The 18,207-nt window shown below is 50.6% G+C and carries 14 protein-coding genes; all 14 read left to right on the top strand.

The window, feature by feature from the left end; genetic code table 11:
- Window positions 1-10: 10 nt before the first annotated feature.
- The 14 genes from QOX44_RS08330 (at window position 11) to QOX44_RS08395 (ending at window position 18,156) form a co-directional block, all read left to right on the top strand.
- Entirely contained in the window at window positions 11-994 is a 984-nt protein-coding gene (locus tag QOX44_RS08330; RefSeq protein ID WP_283682595.1) for a substrate-binding domain-containing protein, read from the top strand.
- Window positions 995-1,026: 32 nt separating this feature from the next.
- Window positions 1,027-2,622, top strand: coding sequence for a response regulator transcription factor (locus QOX44_RS08335; RefSeq protein ID WP_283682596.1), 1,596 nt, complete (start codon window positions 1,027-1,029; stop codon window positions 2,620-2,622).
- Window positions 2,619-4,439, top strand: coding sequence for a sensor histidine kinase (locus tag QOX44_RS08340; RefSeq protein ID WP_283682597.1), 1,821 nt, complete (start codon window positions 2,619-2,621; stop codon window positions 4,437-4,439). Before QOX44_RS08335 ends, QOX44_RS08340 begins: the two co-directional genes overlap by 4 nt.
- Entirely contained in the window at window positions 4,436-5,962 is a 1,527-nt protein-coding gene (locus QOX44_RS08345) for an ABC transporter substrate-binding protein (protein ID WP_283682598.1), read from the top strand. Before QOX44_RS08340 ends, QOX44_RS08345 begins: the two co-directional genes overlap by 4 nt.
- Before the next feature lie 170 nt (window positions 5,963-6,132).
- Window positions 6,133-7,197 (top strand): substrate-binding domain-containing protein, encoded by a 1,065-nt coding sequence (locus QOX44_RS08350; protein WP_283682599.1) that lies wholly within the window; start codon window positions 6,133-6,135, stop codon window positions 7,195-7,197.
- Between the two features lie 86 nt (window positions 7,198-7,283).
- Window positions 7,284-8,801, top strand: coding sequence for a sugar ABC transporter ATP-binding protein (locus tag QOX44_RS08355; RefSeq protein ID WP_283682601.1), 1,518 nt, complete (start codon window positions 7,284-7,286; stop codon window positions 8,799-8,801).
- Window positions 8,794-9,759: an ABC transporter permease gene (locus QOX44_RS08360; RefSeq protein ID WP_283682602.1), complete on the top strand. Its 966-nt coding sequence runs from the start codon at window positions 8,794-8,796 to the stop codon at window positions 9,757-9,759. The genes QOX44_RS08355 and QOX44_RS08360 overlap by 8 nt, the downstream gene beginning before the upstream one ends.
- A gap of 79 nt (window positions 9,760-9,838) precedes the next feature.
- Window positions 9,839-10,984: a Gfo/Idh/MocA family protein gene (locus tag QOX44_RS08365; protein WP_283682603.1), complete on the top strand. Its 1,146-nt coding sequence runs from the start codon at window positions 9,839-9,841 to the stop codon at window positions 10,982-10,984.
- A gap of 23 nt (window positions 10,985-11,007) precedes the next feature.
- Window positions 11,008-12,000: a sugar phosphate isomerase/epimerase family protein gene (locus tag QOX44_RS08370; protein WP_283682604.1), complete on the top strand. Its 993-nt coding sequence runs from the start codon at window positions 11,008-11,010 to the stop codon at window positions 11,998-12,000.
- 322 nt (window positions 12,001-12,322) lie between these two features.
- Window positions 12,323-13,255, top strand: coding sequence for an amidohydrolase family protein (locus QOX44_RS08375; RefSeq protein WP_283682606.1), 933 nt, complete (start codon window positions 12,323-12,325; stop codon window positions 13,253-13,255).
- Between the two features lie 179 nt (window positions 13,256-13,434).
- Window positions 13,435-14,826 (top strand): MATE family efflux transporter, encoded by a 1,392-nt coding sequence (locus QOX44_RS08380; RefSeq protein WP_283682607.1) that lies wholly within the window; start codon window positions 13,435-13,437, stop codon window positions 14,824-14,826.
- 225 nt (window positions 14,827-15,051) lie between these two features.
- On the top strand, window positions 15,052-16,608 hold the full coding sequence (locus QOX44_RS08385) for an SH3 domain-containing protein (RefSeq protein WP_283682608.1): 1,557 nt from the start codon (window positions 15,052-15,054) through the stop codon (window positions 16,606-16,608).
- 166 nt (window positions 16,609-16,774) lie between these two features.
- Window positions 16,775-17,446, top strand: coding sequence for an HAD family hydrolase (locus QOX44_RS08390; RefSeq protein WP_283682609.1), 672 nt, complete (start codon window positions 16,775-16,777; stop codon window positions 17,444-17,446).
- The gene (locus QOX44_RS08395; RefSeq protein WP_283682610.1) at window positions 17,443-18,156 is read left to right on the top strand and encodes a lysophospholipid acyltransferase family protein; all 714 of its coding nucleotides are present in this window, start codon (window positions 17,443-17,445) and stop codon (window positions 18,154-18,156) included. Before QOX44_RS08390 ends, QOX44_RS08395 begins: the two co-directional genes overlap by 4 nt.
- The last annotated feature ends 51 nt before the right edge of the window (window positions 18,157-18,207 follow it).

The raw sequence follows: 18,207 nt of genomic DNA on the forward strand, positions 1-18,207 counted from the left end.
AGCAGTGCGTATGGGAAACAGGCTTTTTATGTTGTGTGCGGTGGCGGCAGCGGCGATGCTCCTGCCGGGCTGTGCGGTGCAGGAGGAAGAAGAGGATATCACAATAGCAGTCAGTACGATCGGTCCGACCCATGCATGGGCAGAGGGCGTATATTATTATGCCAAAGAGGAGCTTGCGCGCGTGGCAAAGGAGAATGGCTGGGAGACGGTGTGTGTGACAGCAGATGATTCCAATGAGCAGTCTAAGCAGGTGGTGGAGCTGGTGAACCAGGAGGTGGACTGTCTGGTACTGCTTCCGATGGACGGCGCTTCCCTGAAGACAGCGGGGATCGCTGTACAGAAGGCGGATATTCCGCTTGTGATCTTTGACCGGGAAATCCCGGATTTTACGCCTGCGGCTACGGTGAAGGGGGACAATCCGGGGATCGGGATACAGACCGCTGAATTTTTTAACAATTATTTTCCGGAGGGTACGGTCGTCCTGGAGCTGATGGGAGATACGTCTACGGTTCCCTTCCAGAGAACAGACGGTTTTGATGAGACGCTTGACGATGACTTTGAAAAGATCCAGGTAGGATATACAGGCTGGCAGCGGGAGGATACGAGCAGGTTGTTTAAGGAGTGGATCCAGAAACAGCCCGCCCAGGTCAGGAGGAGCGTAGGCGCGATCTTTACACATGATGACGAGATCGCTCTCGGTGTGCTTGACGTACTGGACGAGTATAAAGAGCAGGGGATCGAGAAAAAGATGTTTCCGAATCTGGAGGTGATCGCCGGCTCGTCAGGTTCGCAGGAAATGTACCGGAGGATCCAGACAGAGGAGGATTACGTCCTGCTGTCGATGAGCTACTGGCCGCAGATGGTCCGGCAGGCGATCTGTGTCGGGGAAAGTATCCTGAAAGAAGAGACGTATGAGGAGATGACGATCGTACCGACGGTACTGGTAGGGAAGGATCAGGTAGAGCAGTATTTGAATGAGGAGCTGCCGTTTTAGAATCTGTACAGGTGAAAGAAAGGAACAGGAAAATGTATCAGCTGGTAATTGTGGATGATGAATATACGATACGGGATGGGATGTGCAATTATATTGACTGGGAATCAATGGGATTTACGGTGGCGGCCGATTTTGAGGATGGGAAGGAGACCATAGAGTATCTGAAAGAGCATCCGGTGGACGTCGTGCTCACAGATATCGAGATGGCGGAGGTATCCGGGCTTGAGCTGGCGAAATATATAAAAGAAAGTCAGCTTCCGTGCAGGGTGATCATCCTGAGCGGATACAGAGAATTTGAGTATGCCAGAAAAGCGATCGAGTATGATGTGGAGCACTATATCCTCAAGCCGATCCGGATGGATGAGCTGCAGAGTGTGTTTGCAAATGTAAAAGAAAAGCTGGATGAGTCCAGACGGATGCGCGAGCAGCGGATAGGGAAGGAAAAGGAGTTCCAGGAGATCCTGCCGGAGCTTCAGGAGCAGTTCTGGGTCAGTATTCTTGTGGGAGGTCTGCGCGGCAGAGACAGCATCCTGCGCAAGAAGGAGCTTCTGTCTCTTGACTTCAGTATGGATGCGCCGTGCGCGATCGTCAATGTGACGCTGGAGATGAGCCCGGATACGAATGAGCTGTATTACCAGCAGAGGGATAACCGATATAATCTGATGAATAATATTTTTGGGGTGCATAATGAGGGGCTGTCCTATTATCCGGTATATCTTTCTGCAGATATTTTAAAGGTGATCGTCACAGCCCGCAGAGAATGTACGGTGGAGGCTTTTGATGAAAAGCTGCTCGCACAGCTTGCGCGTAAAAAGGAGGCGATCCAGACGCTGCTGACCCTTAATATGGAAGCGACCGTGGAGGCGCGCTTTTCGACGATCACAGATCTGGCGGAGAATAAATATTCGCTTCAGATGCATGCGCAGGAGAGCGGGCACAGCCGTACAGGCAATACCAGAAGCATCCGGCTTGTGCAGGAGGACTACGACAGGCTGCAGCAGAAATACAGACTGCTCATGGAGATGATCAGTGACGGGGATTTTGAAGGTCTGGAAGAGCTGGTGGAGAATCTGATCTATGAATTCCGCAGCTTTCCGCTGGAGCAGGTCAAGCAGTTTATGGTAGATATGTTCTCTATGCTTACCAGTCGGATGATGAAAATGGGCGGGAGCTTCTGGCAGGATGTAAAGGAGATCATGGATTATCAAAGAGTCATGGAGGCAAAGGACAAAAAGCGGATGAAGGAGGTCTGCCTGGAACTGCTCAAACAAGTGATCGCAGTAATGGAAAACAGGCAGAGCGAGGTGTCCAGAAATATCATTGACCGGGCAGCCGAATATATGAGACAGAATTTTGCAGGCTCGATATCGCTGGAATCTCTGGCGGACCAGTATTACCTGAACCCGACCTACTTTAGCAGGATGTTCCGCCAGCATATGGGAGTTACATTTACCGATTATCTAATCGAGCTGCGGATGGAGCGGGCAAAGGAGCTGCTGCGCCAGGGCAGGTATAAGGTCTACGAGGTCAGCAGCAGGGTCGGATATACGAGTGACAAGTATTTCTGCCGCGTGTTTAAACAGTATACGGGACAGTCACCGACAGAATACAGCAGGAGCAGAGCATGAAAGAGAAAAAGACAAATATATTGCTGCGGCTGCTGGGAGATTATCGGTTTAACAGTATTCTGGTAAAAAATTTTTTCAGTATCCTGCTGGTGCTTTTATGCACCTTTGCCGTAGTGATCTGGCAGGTATCCAGAAAGATTGACGATGTGATCGAGTCTGAGGTAAAGACAATGAGCCGCAATGCCTTAAATCAGACAAAGGAGCGGATAGACACTCTGATGAACGAGGTGGTGCAGATTTCAGGACAGATGTCTTTGGATGAGGATATTTTGAGATTCCTGCTTCCGGAGGCAGACGGCAGCCGAAATAAGGAAGCTACACTGGCGGCGAAGGAACAGATCCGGATGTATGCCGGTATTTTTGATTACATTGATTCTATTTATGTATATGCCAATAAGACGCAGTACGTGGTTACGAGTGACGGCGGCGGACCGCTGGAGGAGTTTGACGATCTGACCTGGTACAGCAATCTCACAGAGCGCGTCTATGAGCCGGGCAGGATGATCAGCCGCCAGAAAAAGCCCGGGTTCCCGTATCTGCTGTCGTATATCCAGCCGATCCGGCTGACCCAGATGCAGTTTCTTGGCGGGATCATTGTCAACATCGACGCAGACCGGATGGATGAGCAGATGGCGGTCGACGAGACAGAGGCTCTGTTTGTGGTAGATGACAGAGATAACGTGATCTTCAGCAATCAGCAGGACGATCTGATGAAGAAATGGAACGAGCTGCCTTTTTATCCTCTGCTGGATAAGGAGCTTGCGGTAGGTACGCAGGTCGTAGAGACCCAGGAGGGGGAGCAGATATTTACGGTGCTGCATTCCTCTGATTTTAAGTGGAGATACGTTTCGGTTGTGCCGATGGATAAGTACAAGGAGTATGAGGGAGACTTCCGGCATTTTTATCTGCTGATCACGATGCTGATCCTCGCGCTGTCCGTAGTTGCAGCGGTGCTGATCTCGATCTACAGCTATACGCCGGTTAAAAATATTCTGAACCTTCTGAAAAATCCGGACAGATATGAGCCTCTTGTTGATACGGGACCGGGCTTCCGCCAGGATGAGATCCAGGAGATCACAGGAAATATCGTAAGGAATTTTTATTCAAACAAGCAGATGCAAAAGGAGCTGGAGACGTATCTGAATGTGGTGAATAAGGCGCAGCTTGCGGCGCTTCAGGCGCAGATCAGCCCGCATTTCCTTTTTAATACGCTGGAAAATTTAAGATGGAGAGCGATCGCGATCTGCAAGGGAGACAATGAGGTGTCGCAGATCATCTTAAACCTTTCGGAGATGCTTCGGATCAGTCTGGATAACAGCCGGCAGATCGTGTCTATAGAGGAGGAGATCAAAAATGCGCGGCTGTATATAGAGATCCTGCAGCTTCGCTATGCAGACAAGATCCGCGTGGAATGGGATGTTGCGAAGGAGCTGACGAACTGTCAGATCGTGAAGGTCAGTCTCCAGCCGCTGATCGAAAATGCCGTGTATCACGGGATCAAGCCGATGCGCGGGCAGGGGATCATTTCTATCCGGGTATATCAGGAGGGCAGCCGTGTGAAGATACAGGTCAGTGACAACGGAGTGGGAATGTCACAGGAGGAATGCAGGCTGCTGAATGAGGATCTGAAGGGCGGCTATGAGCTCAAGGAGGGGCATATCGGAGTCAGGAATGTAGCGCAGCGGCTGAAACTGATCCTCGGAGAGGACGCTCAGATGTCTTTGCGCAGCAGTCCCGGGGAGGGAACGACAGTTACGATCGGACTTTCGCTGCGCTTTGTTGACAATCATGTGGAAAAGCAAGGAGAAAACAGATGAAGCGGTGGATAATTGCGGGCATATTGTGTCTTCTGGCAGGAGCGGGGATCTGGAGCCTTTGCGTAAATGGGCGCAGAGTCCGCGAGGAGGATGAGGTACAAGAAGAGGTCACGCTGAAGTGGATGATCTATGGAGAAAAACACAAAGAGACGGACCGGGTGTTTGCCCTGTTTAATAAGGAGCTGCAGAACTACCTCCCCGGTGTGTCTGTGGAATTTGAGCTCGTAGAGAAGGATGACTACAAAGAAAAGTGGGACATGAAGATGGCGACGAACGAGCGCCTTGATCTGGCCTGGTTTGGAAATGAGGTCCTGAACTATACAGAAGAGGTAAAAAAAGGCTCGCTGATGGCGCTTGATTATCTGCTGGAGGCAAATGGAGCCGCGCTTTGGCAGCAGATCCCGCAAGCTCTGTGGCAGCGCGAGAGGCGTGACGGAAATATTTACGGGATACCTGTGCCGGGGCCCCTGTACCGGCAGAATTACGTTGTGGTGGCAAATAAAATGCTGATGGAGCGGTTTGGGGATATGGATGAGATCGTGCGCGTCAATCAGGAAAACCGCCATACGAACCGGGAGTGCTTTGCTGTGTTTGAGGATTTTCTGCGGCAGGCGAAGGAAAATAATGCCATAGGGACGGGAGTTTCTTATGAGAGTATGTGCAGGCTGGCGGATAAGGGCTATGAGGGGATCTATGGTGCGGATTCTCCGTTTGTGATCTCTGTTTTTGATAAAAATCTGACGGTATGTAATAAATATGCGCTGGATTCCTGGCGATCCTGCTTTGAGACGATGGCGCAGTGGTACAGGCTTGGCTATATCCGGGAGGATGTTATGAATCTTCTGGACCCGGACAGCGAGGACGGAAAGCTCAAGGGAAGCATTCTTTTTCTGGATACGTGTGAAGAGAGCGGAACGCAGGCAGATCAGACCCACACAGAGTATGAGGCAGTGCGGGGAGAGCTGGACGGGTATCGCTATATTTCATATGACGGATGCAGAAATTCGCTTGTGATCCCGAAAAGCGCGCTGTATCCGCAGCAGGCAATGGAGCTGGTCAGCCTGCTGAGCACACAGGAAGGGCAGGAGCTGTACCGTCTGCTGGCCAATGGAGTGGAAAAGCAGCACTACATCAAAATAGAGGACTCTGTTATTGCGCGGATGTCGGACAATGATCAATCCTATCTGTACGAGGTGGCTCCGGGGGCGATCGGAAATGTATTTCAAAATTATGAGACGCACAGCGGCGAGTTTGAGGAGATACGCAGATACAATGAGGAAGCGATCCTTTCTCCGCTTGACGGTTTTAATCTGGATACGCGTATGATCGCGCTGGAGCTTGCGAAGGTGGACCTTGTCGTAAAGAAATACAGGGAAGAGCTGTGCCGCGGGACGAGCGGGGACTGGGAGGCCCTGTATGAGGACTTTCTGGACGAGATGAAAGAGGCAGGCTCAGATAAGATCATCGAGGAGATCCAGGAGCAGGTCGACAGCTTTCGCCGGGAAAAAGAAGAGCAGGGATAAAAAAGGATACGAAAAGATACGAAAGTAAAAATCAGATACCTTCTGTGTGCTGCGCAGTTGTCATGAGACAGTACGATAATCATGAAGATATACCTCCGTTTTCAAAAAACAGTGTTATAGTAGAAGTACGAAGAACGTGTGAAACAATAACACAAAAAGGAGGAATTCATATGAAATTTAAGAAGGCTACGACGACGTTACTGGCAGCATCCATGCTCGCTACTTCCCTGATGGCAGGTACGCTTACGGTGCAGGCGGATAACGCGAAGGAGATCGCAGTCATGGTCCCAAGTGCTGACCACGGCTGGACCGGCGCGGTTCTTACATACGCACAGGAGAAGGTCGATGAGATCAATGAGGAAGGAACATATACGGCAAAGGTTTATGCAGCGACGGATGTAGAGAACCAGATCCAGCAGGTCGATGACCTTCTCTCCAACACCGACAGCCTGGCAGGTATTGTTATTCTTCCATATGACAATGGCCTTCAGTCCACATTGGAAAAGATCGCAGCGGCAGATGTACCGTTTGTTCAGTTTGACCGCGTGATCAACAGTGAAGTGATCGATGCGAAGGTTGTTGCAAATGTAAAGGGCGACAATGAGGGAATCGGCTATGAGACGGCAAAACGGTTTATTGAGGATGGCCTGACAAAGGATGATTACGTATATGAGATGATCGGTGACAACTCTTCTGTACCGGAGCTTCGCTCCAAGGGCTTCCGCACCTATCTGCAGGAGCAGGGATGGTCAGACGAGGAAATCGATGCAGTCGTAGTAAAATCAGCAGCAACAGGCTGGAGCCGTGATACAGGTAAGGAGCTCTTTGAGTCCTGGTTTGGTTCTGCACAGTGTGATCCGTCCAAGAATACATGGATCTTCACACATGATGATGAGATCGCAATGGGCGTTCTGGAGTCTCTCAACGGTTCTGCTCTTGATGCAGGAAAGAAAGAGGAGTTCCTTAAGACCTTCAAGAGTTTAAGTGCATCCTCCGGTCTGGCAGAGATCTACGCAGTCCTCAAAGATAAGCATCAGACGATCGCACTTCCGGAGACGTATGATCTGTTCTCTGTAACGTATGATCCGGCTATGATCAAAGAGGCAGTTGACGTTATGATCAAGCATCTCAATGGCGACACAGACATCGAGCAGGATTATGTGATCCCGGTATCTGTAGTGGATTCTGAAAATGTAGAAGAATACCAGCCGTTTGGAACATACGAAGAGAAGTAATTTCCATGAAAAATGAGGAGCTGTTGTAAACAGTATCCTGACGGATACGGCTGCAACAGCTCCGTTGAGATTAAAGGAGAAGCACAGTGGAATTATTGAGAATGGAGCATATACAGAAATCTTTCTTTGGCGTATCGGTGCTAAATGATGTCTCCTTTTGTGTGGAAGCGGGCGAGATCCATGCGCTGCTTGGAGAAAATGGCGCAGGAAAGTCTACTTTGATGAATATTCTTGCGGGAGTATACACAAAGGACTCCGGGAAAGTGGTTTTTGACGGAAAAGAGCTGGCGGATGGTTCCATCTCGGAAGCGGAGCACGCGGGAATTGCTTTTGTGCATCAGGAACTGAACATTTTTAATAATCTGAAGGTATACGAAAATCTTTTCCTGGGAAAGGAAAAGACGAATACGCTTGGAAAGCTGAAAAAGAAGGAAATGATCCAGGAGGCAGCGGCGCTTCTGGAGGAGATGGGGGTGGACATCAGCCCGGTAGCTTTGGCAGGCGGCCTGGATACGGGGAAAAAGCAGCTTTTGGAGATCGCAAAGGCGCTTCACTCCAATGCAAGGCTCATTATTCTTGATGAGCCGACAACAGCGCTGAACAATGCGGAAATTGAGCATCTGTTTGATATTGTGCGAGGGTTAAAGGAAAAAGGGACTTCTTTTATCTTTATTTCCCACAAGATGCCGGAGATCTTCCGGCTTGCGGACCGCTATACGGTCCTGCGCAACAGCCGCTTTATTCACAGCGGAAGGATTTCTGATGTGACGGCGGAGGAAGTCACCAGATATATGGTGGGTGAAAGCTATGTAAATAAAGACATGTATGAGGAGCGTCCGCTTGGTGAGGTCGTATTTGAGGCGAAGGGGATTTGTGGAAACGGTTTCCGGGATGTTGACTTTACGATGAAAAAAGGCGAGATCATAGGCTTCACGGGGCTGGCAGGAGCCGGTGCGTCGGAGGTCATGCAGGCGATTTTCGGAGCAGTACCGCTCGAGTCAGGCAGTATCCGCGTATTCGGAAAGGAGCTTCGCGGCGGCAGCATCCATGAGGCGATGAAGCATAAGGTGGCAATGCTGGCAGCTAACCGGAAGGAAAATTCTGTGCTTGCGGATATGACACTGATGGAGAATACCTACATATCGAGACACACCATAGATGGAAAAAATCCTCATATATATAAGAAGAAAGAGATTGAAAAATTTGAGGCTTACAGGAAATCCCTGAATATAAAGGCAAATTCCTATAAGGATCTTATCACCAGCTTATCCGGCGGGAATCAGCAGAAGGTGATCCTGGCAAGATGGCTGAATACAGAAGCGGAGATACTTCTTTTTGACAATCCGACGCAGGGTATTGATGTCGGGGCAAAGGCAGAGATCTACAGGCTGATCTTAAAACTGGCGCAGGCGGGGAAGACGATCATTGTGAATACGCTGGAGATCCCGGAGATTCAGAAGATCGCAGACCGGTGTATTGTTTTTTATCATGGGGAGATCGCAGCACGCCTTTCCAGAACAGAGATCACAGAAGAAAAGGTAATGCTGTATGCAACGAATGCAGTATATCAAAAGGAAGGAAAGATGGAGGAAGCAAATGGCTAAACGGTTAAAAAATTTCTGGCATAATTATAATTATATTATTGTATTCCTTGGGATTTTTCTCGCGTTTCTGATCATCAACGGTTCTCAGACAACGTGGATGAGTGTGACGAACATCCTTTTGCACAGTGCGATCCTCGGAACGATCGCGCTTGGTATGGGGCTTGTCGTCCTGACTGGAGACATTGACCTGTCTGTCGGCTCCTCTTTTGTATTTGTGGGAGGTCTGACGATCCTGTTTTATAATAAGACGGGTTCCATCCTGCTGACAATCCTTTGCGGCGTGATCCTCGGAGCGCTGTGCGGCTTTGTAAACGGTGTTCTGGTAGGAAAGGTCAAGATGCCTTCGTTTATCGTGACACTGGCAACTATGCTGATCTTCCGCTCAGTATCACAGTATATGATGAATGAGATGGGAGAGACGAGATACCGCATTGACGCAACGAAGGAGAGCTATCAGGCGCTGTTTAATTTCGGAAACGGCTCGTTTTTGACGATCGCCTATATTGTCCTTGTATTTCTGGCAATGGCGGCGCTTATGGTGTATATCACGACATCTACCAAATTTGGAAAGCGCGTGTATGCGATCGGAAGCAATGAACAGGCAGCGAAGCTGGCTGGCGTCAACGTAGTGTGGACACGTATTTCTGTTTTCGTGACCTGCGGAGCGCTCACAGGGCTGGCAGCGTTTTTGAAGATTGCAAAGGATACGTCCTTTGACCCGGCAACCTCCGGAAAGAACTTTGAGCTTTACTCGATCGCGGCAGTCGTGATCGGCGGGATCAGTATGTCAGGCGGAAAAGGAAATCTGACGGGGATTATTTTCGGAACCATGTCCTTTACGCTGATCGACAAGATCATCACAGCGCTTGGTATGAACGCGCTTCTGAACGATACGGTAAAGGGTCTGATCCTGCTGGTGGCAGTAGGAATGCAGATGATACGGAAGCGTTCTGACTGATCGAAGGATAAAAAATCACCGCAGGATCCGAAAAAGGATCCGGGCGGTCAGGAAAATATAAGAAAGGAAGGAAATAGCTATGAGCAGAGAATTGAGATATGGTATGGTAGGCGGCGGGCCGAATGCTTTTATCGGTGACGCGCACAGAAGGTCGATCGCGCTGGACAGCTCCGCGCGCCTTGTGGCAGGCTGCTTCTCCCGGTCGTATGAAAATACGTGTGAGACGGGAAGACAGCTCCATATCGCGCAGGACCGTCTGTACCATACCTATGAGGAGATGGCACAGAAAGAGAGCGAGAGAGAAGACGGGATCGATTTTGTGTGCATCGTAACGCCAAACAATGCGCACTACGAGGCATGCAAGGCATTTCTGGAGGCTGGTATCCATGTATCCTGCGACAAACCGCTTACTACGACTTTAGAGGAAGCGCGTGAGCTGGAGGCGCTTGCACGTGAAAAAGGACTTTTGTTTATGGTGACATACGGGTACTCCGGACACGTTGCCTGCAAGCATATCCGTCAGATGATCGACCGGGGGGATATCGGTGAGATCCGTATGATTGCCGGAGAATATATTCAGGGCTGGCTGGCAGGAGATGATATCACAGGCAACAAGCAGGGCGAATGGCGTACAGATCCGAAGCGATCCGGAAAGAGCAACTGTCTCGGAGATATCGGAACACATATTGAAAATACAGTAGCGCGTATGACGGGGCTGAAGATCAAAAAAGTACTTGCAAATATGGAGATCAAGGTGCCGACAAGAGTACTCGATGACAATGATATGGTCATGGTACAGTATGATAATGGAGCTTCCGGCATGTACTGGTCCTCCCAGATCGCAATTGGCTGTGACAACGGTCTGCGTGTACGCATCTGCGGCAGCAAAGGATCGATCTTCTGGTTCCAGGAAGAACCGGAAAAGATCAAAATCGCAAACGTAAATGGCACGGTAACAGAGATCCACAGAGGACATGACTGTATTTATGAAGAGGCCGCCAGATATGCACGCCTTCCGTCAGGACATCCGGAGGGGTGGTTTGAGGCAATGGGCAACCTGTACCGCAGCTTTACTCAGTGCATTCTCGCAAAGGAAGAAAACCGGTTTACAGAAGATATGATTGATTATCCGACCGTTGCAGACGGAGTAGAGGGGCTGGCATTTGTAGAGGCCTGTCTGGCAAGCTCCGATGCGGGCAACGTATGGACAGAAATGGAAGCATAATCAGAAAGAAAAGGAGGATACTTATGGGACGTTTGGTGACATTGACAACCTGCCAGTGGGCAGATATGGAATTTGAGACACTGTGTAAAACCGCAAAGGAAATGGGATATGACGGCGTGGAGCTTGCGTGCTGGGGCGCGCACCTTGATCCGGTAAAGGCTGCGAATGACGATGAATACTGCAAATATATTCTCGATACACTTGACAAGTACGGGCTGAAAATGGAAGCTCTGGCGGCACATATCATCGGACAGTGTGTTGGTGATTACGATGATCCGCGTCTGGATAACTTTGCACCGTCTGCTCTGGCCGGCAAAAAGGATGAGATCCGCGCATGGGGAATTGAGACTATGAAGGCATGCGCAGTGGCAGCCAGAAAGCTTGGCTGTAAGGTAGTAACCGGATTTACCGGATCTCCGATCTGGAAATATCTCTATTCTTTCCCGCAGACAACAGAGGAAATGGTAGAGGCTGGTTTCCAGCAGATCTATGATCTGTGGTGCCCGATCCTCGATGTATTTAAGGAAAATGGTATTCTGTTTGCGCTTGAGGTACATCCGGGTGAGATCGCCTTTGATTATTATTCAACGAAACGCCTTCTGGAGAAGTTCGCTGACCGTCCGGAATTCGGACTCAACTTTGACCCGAGCCACCTGATCTGGCAGGGGATCACACCGCATCTCTTCCTTCAGGACTTCATGGACAGAGTGTACCACGTACATATGAAGGACGCGGCAGTGACGCTCGACGGCAGAAGCGGTCTGCTCGGATCCCATATTGATTTCGGCGATCTGCGCAGAGGTTGGAATTTCCGCTCCCTTGGACACGGCGATGTAGATTTTGAGAATATTATCCGCGTGCTCAATGCAGCAGATTATCAGGGACCGCTCTCTGTAGAGTGGGAGGACAGCGGCATGGATCGTATTTACGGTGCGACAGAAGCTGCCGAGTTTGTAAGAAGCGTAGACTTCCCGCCATCAGACGTCAAATTTGACGATGCGATCAAGAGCGACTGATGTATGATAAGAAAAAGAGAGTGAAAGTAACCAGGCGCAGAGCTGCGCAGGAAAACAGAAGATAGTGAGACGATAATGAATAGGCCGGCATGCGGGAGAGATCCTGTATGCCGGTTTGACGTATATGGAGATCATACGCGGTAAAACGGGACGTCAGGAATATTGGTTCTCACAAAAAATATGGCAGACAGGTAAAAGATCATTGTAATTTCTGTGAAATCAGACTATACTATGCGTGCTTCGATGTCTGATCACAGGGTGGAGAATGGTATGATATCGTTTGGCAGAGGATAAAACGGAGATAAGGAAAGAAGGCGCTTTTATGTTTGGCGAATGTCATATGCACATATTTATGAATGGAGTAAATTACCGCGAAGCGGTGCAGCTTCACAAAAACGGCGTGCAGGAGTCGGATATCCGGAAAAAGCTGGAGCAGTACCAGGCATGCGGGATTACGTTTCTGCGTGATGGAGGAGACGGACTCGGTGTGTCGGCGCGGGCATCTCGGATCGCGCCGGAGTATGGGATCACGTACCGGACGCCGCTGTTTGCAATTCATAAAAAGGGACATTACGGGGGGATCGTCGGGCAGGAGTTTGAAGACTGGAGGGAGTATCATCGCCTTGTAAAGCAGGTGCGCGAAGAAGGCGGCGATTTTATCAAGGTCATGTTTTCGGGGATCATGGATTTTGCCCGGGAGGGGGCGCTGACGGAGCCCTCGCTCTCGCCGGAGGAGATTCGTGAGATGATACATATCGCTCATGAGGAAGGCTTTGCGGTGATGGCGCACGTAAATGGCGCAGATGCAGTGCGTGCAGCTGTCTGTGCGGGGGTAGATTCGGTTGAGCATGGTAATTTTATGGATGAAGACGCTCTGCAGGCGCTTGCAGACAGCGATGCCGTTTGGGTGCCGACGTATGTGACGATCACAAATCTGATCGGGAGCGGCCGTTTTGATGATGCGGCATTGTACCGGCTGCGCGCACGCCAGGGAGAGATGATCCGAAGGGGCTTTGCGCTTGGGTTGAAGATCGCGCTTGGCAGCGATGCGGGGGCATACCGTGTGATGCACGGCCAGGGGCTTTTGGATGAGTATGAGGAGATGCGCAGGCTGACAGGAGTGCGTCCGTGCGCAGAAGCCGGAATGGCGGCAGACAAAGAGGAATACGCACCACTGTTTTCCGCGCAGGAGCTGGATATGCGTCTTGCACAGGCAGAGGAGGAGATCCGCAGGAAGTTTGTCAGGAGAAAATAATACGGACGGTTTAAAAAGGACGGTATTTTTACCGTATGCTTTTGAGGGACAAGTATGCACCGGCGGAAAAAAGGCATATACTGGATAGGGAGGGGCCTGCAGTATAAAAGCGGAAGAAATACGACGTTTGGAAATAAAAAAATACAGAGAAAAAGTGAAAGAAGAAAGAGGTTGTGATTATGGGATACAAAGAAGAGGGACGGCTGACGGAAGGACCGATCCTTAAGGTACTGACGAGACTGGCGCTGCCGATCATGGCGTCGTCTTTTCTGTCGACTGCCTACAGTATTACAGACATGGCGTGGATCGGCACGCTCGGCGCGAAGGCAGTCGCGGGAGTCGGCGTGGGAGGTATGTATGTCTGGCTTTCTCAGGGGCTTGCTTCCCTGGCAAGGATGGGCGGACAGGTGCATGTGGCGCAGGCGCTCGGCAGAGGAGACCGGGAGCAGGCAAAGAAATATTCAGCGGCTGCGATCCAGCTTGTTATTTTTTTCGGGGTGCTCTTTGGCGCTGTCTGCCTTTTGCTCCCGGATCTGCTGATCGCGTTTTTTGGGATGAAAGATGAAGTGACACTGGCGTATGCAAAAGGGTATCTGATGATCACCTGCGGCCTGATCGTATTTTCCTATGTGAATTTTACACTTACGGGGCTGTTTACCGCGCAGGGAGATGCGACTACACCGTTCCAGGCAAACTTTGTCGGTCTGATCATCAATATGATCCTTGATCCGGTGCTGATCCTTGGGATCGGAATGTTCCCGCGCATGGAAGCAGCCGGGGCAGCGATAGCAACGGTCGCTGCGCAGATGGTCGTGACGGCGGTTTTTGTGCTGAAGCTTGTGCATCGGGGGAAGAAGGACAATATCCTCCGTGAGATCCGGCTGATGCGCCTGCAGGAAAAGAAATACTATACGGATGTCGTCAGGATCGGCGGGCCTACGGCGCTGCAGGGCTCTGTCTACTGTATGATCTCCATGGTGCTTACAAGGATGGTGGCAGCCTTTGGCGCCGGTGCGGTGGCGACACAGCGTGTCGGAGGACAGATCGAATCCGTATCCTGGAATACGGCAGATGGATTTGCCGCCGCCTTAAATGCCTTTATCGGACAGAATTTTGGCGCCGGCAAGATGGAGCGCGTAAGGAAGGGATACCGGGCGGCGTTTTCTACGATCGTCGTGTGGGGACTTGGCATGACGCTTTTGTTTGTGCTGTTCCCAATGCAGATCTCAGGACTTTTCTTCCACGAAGCCGAGGTGCTTCCGGTCGCTGCCAGATATATGGTGATCGTCGGACTTTCTGAGGCATTTATGTGTGTGGAGATGATGGCAGTCGGCGCGATATCAGGACTTGGCAGAACGAAGGTATGCAGCGTCATCAGCGTCTGTCTGACTGCGCTGCGCATTCCGCTCGCACTTGTGTTAAGCCGTACCGGGCTTGGACTTGAGGGGATCTGGTGGGCGCTTACGATTACGAGTGTATTAAAAGGAATCGTGCTGCACCTGACCTTCCTGCATTTGGCAGGCATGCGGAACAGGCCGGGAAAATGGGGGATTTTCCATAAAAAAAGATAGCATTTCCAGTATTTTCATGCTATTAAGAAGAGATTACGAAAATATTAATATTGCGCTTGAGACAGGGAATTGTCAGTATGTGACTTGCAGGAATCGCCAAGGCGTGGTATGATGGCTAAAATGGTATTGATTCAATACCTGTTTTTTGTGTTTTCGTTTCTGGAGGGGAGACGGAGCGCACACAGCAGTTTCACGAAACGGGAGTAATAGAATGGAGGGTGTGACATGTTGAACAGAAGAATGAAATTTACAGCAGCAGCTCTGGCAATGTCACTGGTCATAATGAACCTTGCAACAGGCTGCGGCATGCTGCAGAAGAAGCCGAAGGAGACGGAGGCACAGACAGAGACAGAGAGCGAGACACAGACAGAGACGGAAAGTGAGACAGAGTCCGAAAGCGAGACGGAGCTGCAGACGAATGTTCCGTATGCGTCAAAGGACGGCAGCATCCGTATCACACTGCCGGACAGTACCTGGAAGGTATCGCAGGATGCGGATTCTCTTAGAGTATTCTCCTCCGGTGCAGACGCCATGATCAGTATTGTGCATGCGGCGGATGCGAGCGAGATGAGGAACCTTACGTACTCGGAGTCGGAGGAGGAGCTGAACGAGAGCCTCACGAACCAGTATCCGGATACGAATGCCTTTGAGGTAGTGGAGTTCGAGAAGCAGGAGACTGCCGCGCTGAATACGTATGAGTATGTAGTAAAGTACAATGCCACAAGTATGTGGACGTATTCTGTGACCTACGCGATCGTGGCAGAGGAAGAGGCCTATATGGTGACTGGTACGGTCACAGATGACAATACGGCGCTGCTGACAGCAGTGAAGAAGGCAGTTGAGAGCTTTTCTGTACTGCGCAATGCTACCTTCAGCGCGATCCCGGGCAAGGTTGTGAACCAGACCGGACAAAGCGAGACGACACAGTCAGAGAGCAGTGAGTCGTTGGATGTACAGGCAGAGCTTAAGACACTGACAGAGTATGGCACGAGCACGACACTGTATGCGTCAGATGTCGTAAATATCCGCCTGGAGCCGAGCACAGATTCCGATGCGAATATCATCGGTTCTCTTGCGAAGGGCGACCAGGTTACAGTAGTAGGAGAGACGTCTCAGTGGTTCAAGGTCAATGTAAATGGAAATATCGGCTACATCAATAAGGCGTTTCTCGTCAATACACAGCCGCAGTCTGAGACGACACAGCAGACGGACGGCGAGGTATCTGATTCCACAAAGGTGGACGCAGAGCTCAACAGCTATGTAGACTATGGTACAGGATATCAGTATTATGCGACTACCGGGACGAATCTGCGCGACCAGCCGGGGACACAGAGCAATATCATCGGCGGTCTGTCAGCAGGGCAGCAGGTTTCTGTCATCGGGGAGACAGATAACTGGTTTGTGGTCATGGTCAATGGCTCCAAGGCATACGTGTCAAAATCCTATATCAGCTCCACGAATCCGGGCGGATCAGGTAACGGCGATACGAGCGGGAACACAGGTGGAAACAGCGGAGACAATAACGGCGGAAGTACCGGAGGCAATACCGGTGGCAGCGGAAACACCGGCACTGGCACAGTGAGCGGTACGATCCTCAGTACTACACCGTCGACGATCACGATCCAGGGGGATGACGGCAATACGTATACGATCAATTACTCTGATGCCAGCGTAAGTACGAATGACGGGCTTCAGGAGGGACTGTACGTTTCTGCCACAGTGGATTATTCCGGCACAGCTCCAAATGGAGATCTGCATGCCACAAATGTGACCGGCTATTAAAATGGATAACTGAGAAGATGCAGGAGGCTGTTGCTATGATCAGGCAGCAGCCTCCTCTTGTAGTATGAAGCTTGCTGCAACATGCTTATCCGGGCAGCCGTTGCAGGGATCTTTGACAGAACGCGTGCCGCGTACAGGACGCGCACGGATACAAAAGGAGGAACGTATGCTGACTGGAACGATTGATGGAGTGATATTGGATGTGGATGGTACCTTGTGGGATTCCACGCAGCTTGTCGCGCGTGCGTGGACGCAGGCGGTAAGAGACGGCGGGATCGCAGAGTATCTGGTTACTGGAGAGCGGCTGAAGCAGCTTTTTGGAAAAACGATGGAAGTGATCGCGCAGGAGCTGCTGCCGGGTGTGTCAAAGGAGCAAAGAGACCGGATCATGGAGCTTTGCTGTGATTATGAGCACCGGACACTGTGCGAGGATGAATGTGCGATCTGTTATCCCGGCGTGACAGACGGGATCAGGAGACTGTCCCGGATGCTCCCGGTCTTTATTGTGAGCAACTGTCAGTCCGGGTATATCGAGCTGTTTCTGGAAAAGACAGGACTGGCGCCGTACGTAAAGGATATTGAATGCTATGGAAACACGCGAAGGAGCAAGGGAGAAAATATCCGTATGGTCATCGATCGGAACCATCTGGAGCATGCCGTTTATGTCGGAGATACGCAGGGGGACTGCGAGGCCTCTGATGAGGCAGGGATACCGTTTATCTTCGCCTCCTATGGCTTCGGAAACCCAGATCACATGGCCGGGCGGATCGACTGTTTTTCTCAGCTTGTGGAGCTGATCGAAAAGGGCAGGGCAGCTGGCCGGGAGGCGGAAAGATGAGACGTATTTTGTGGATGATCCTGATGAACTGGTGGTATGTGCCGTGTGGATTATACCGGCTTTTGCGCATATCCTCCCATCCGGAGCGGTATTCGGAGGAAGAGCGTTTTGCGATAGTCAAACAGATCGACAACCGGGCGATCCGGGGAGGCCGTGTGACGATCGACGGGCACGGACTGGAGAATCTTCCGAAGGAGGATGGTTATATCCTGTATCCGAACCATCAGGGGATGTTTGACGTGCTTGCGATCCTGCAGCTTCTGGAGAGGCCGACTTCTGTCGTATTAAAAAAGGAGCTGGCAGATATCCCGTTTTTAAAACAGGTATTTGCCTGCCTGGACGCGATCCCGCTTGATCGCAGCGATGTGCGGCAGGGGCTCCAGGTGATCATGCAGGTGGCAGAGGAGGTCAAAAAGGGCCGTAACTTTATTATTTTTCCGGAAGGAACGAGGAGCAAAAACGGCAATCACCTGCTCGACTTTAAGGGCGGCAGCTTTAAAAGCGCGATAAAGGCAAAATGTCCTGTTGTGCCGGTGGCGCTGATCGACTCATACAAGGCATTTGATACAAAATCAATTGCAAAGCAGACCGTGCAGGTACATTTCCTTGAGCCGATCCGGTATGAGGAGTATCAGGGAATGAAAACAACGCAGCTGGCTGCGCTCGTGAAAGAACGAATTGAAAAAAAGATCAGCGATATGACAGAGTAATACAGAAAAAACAGAAGAAAGCCAGTATAATGAAAAGATTTCTGGACAGGA

The organism is Parablautia sp. Marseille-Q6255 (assembly GCF_951230155.1).
Taxonomy (GTDB): Bacteria; Bacillota; Clostridia; order Lachnospirales; family Lachnospiraceae; genus Choladousia.

Bases quoted from the DNA above. Each gene is read 5' to 3' on its own strand.
- QOX44_RS08370 (WP_283682604.1), top strand. From the start codon at position 11,008: ATGGGACGTTTGGTGACATTGACAACCTGCCAGTGGGCAGATATGGAA.
- QOX44_RS08385 (WP_283682608.1), top strand. From the start codon at position 15,052: ATGTTGAACAGAAGAATGAAATTTACAGCAGCAGCTCTGGCAATGTCA.
- QOX44_RS08390 (WP_283682609.1), top strand. From the start codon at position 16,775: ATGCTGACTGGAACGATTGATGGAGTGATATTGGATGTGGATGGTACC.
- QOX44_RS08345 (WP_283682598.1), top strand. From the start codon at position 4,436: ATGAAGCGGTGGATAATTGCGGGCATATTGTGTCTTCTGGCAGGAGCG.
- QOX44_RS08350 (WP_283682599.1), top strand. From the start codon at position 6,133: ATGAAATTTAAGAAGGCTACGACGACGTTACTGGCAGCATCCATGCTC.
- QOX44_RS08380 (WP_283682607.1), top strand. From the start codon at position 13,435: ATGGGATACAAAGAAGAGGGACGGCTGACGGAAGGACCGATCCTTAAG.
- QOX44_RS08340 (WP_283682597.1), top strand. From the start codon at position 2,619: ATGAAAGAGAAAAAGACAAATATATTGCTGCGGCTGCTGGGAGATTAT.
- QOX44_RS08330 (WP_283682595.1), top strand. From the start codon at position 11: ATGGGAAACAGGCTTTTTATGTTGTGTGCGGTGGCGGCAGCGGCGATG.
- QOX44_RS08360 (WP_283682602.1), top strand. From the start codon at position 8,794: ATGGCTAAACGGTTAAAAAATTTCTGGCATAATTATAATTATATTATT.
- QOX44_RS08335 (WP_283682596.1), top strand. From the start codon at position 1,027: ATGTATCAGCTGGTAATTGTGGATGATGAATATACGATACGGGATGGG.
- QOX44_RS08395 (WP_283682610.1), top strand. From the start codon at position 17,443: ATGAGACGTATTTTGTGGATGATCCTGATGAACTGGTGGTATGTGCCG.
- QOX44_RS08375 (WP_283682606.1), top strand. From the start codon at position 12,323: ATGTTTGGCGAATGTCATATGCACATATTTATGAATGGAGTAAATTAC.
- QOX44_RS08365 (WP_283682603.1), top strand. From the start codon at position 9,839: ATGAGCAGAGAATTGAGATATGGTATGGTAGGCGGCGGGCCGAATGCT.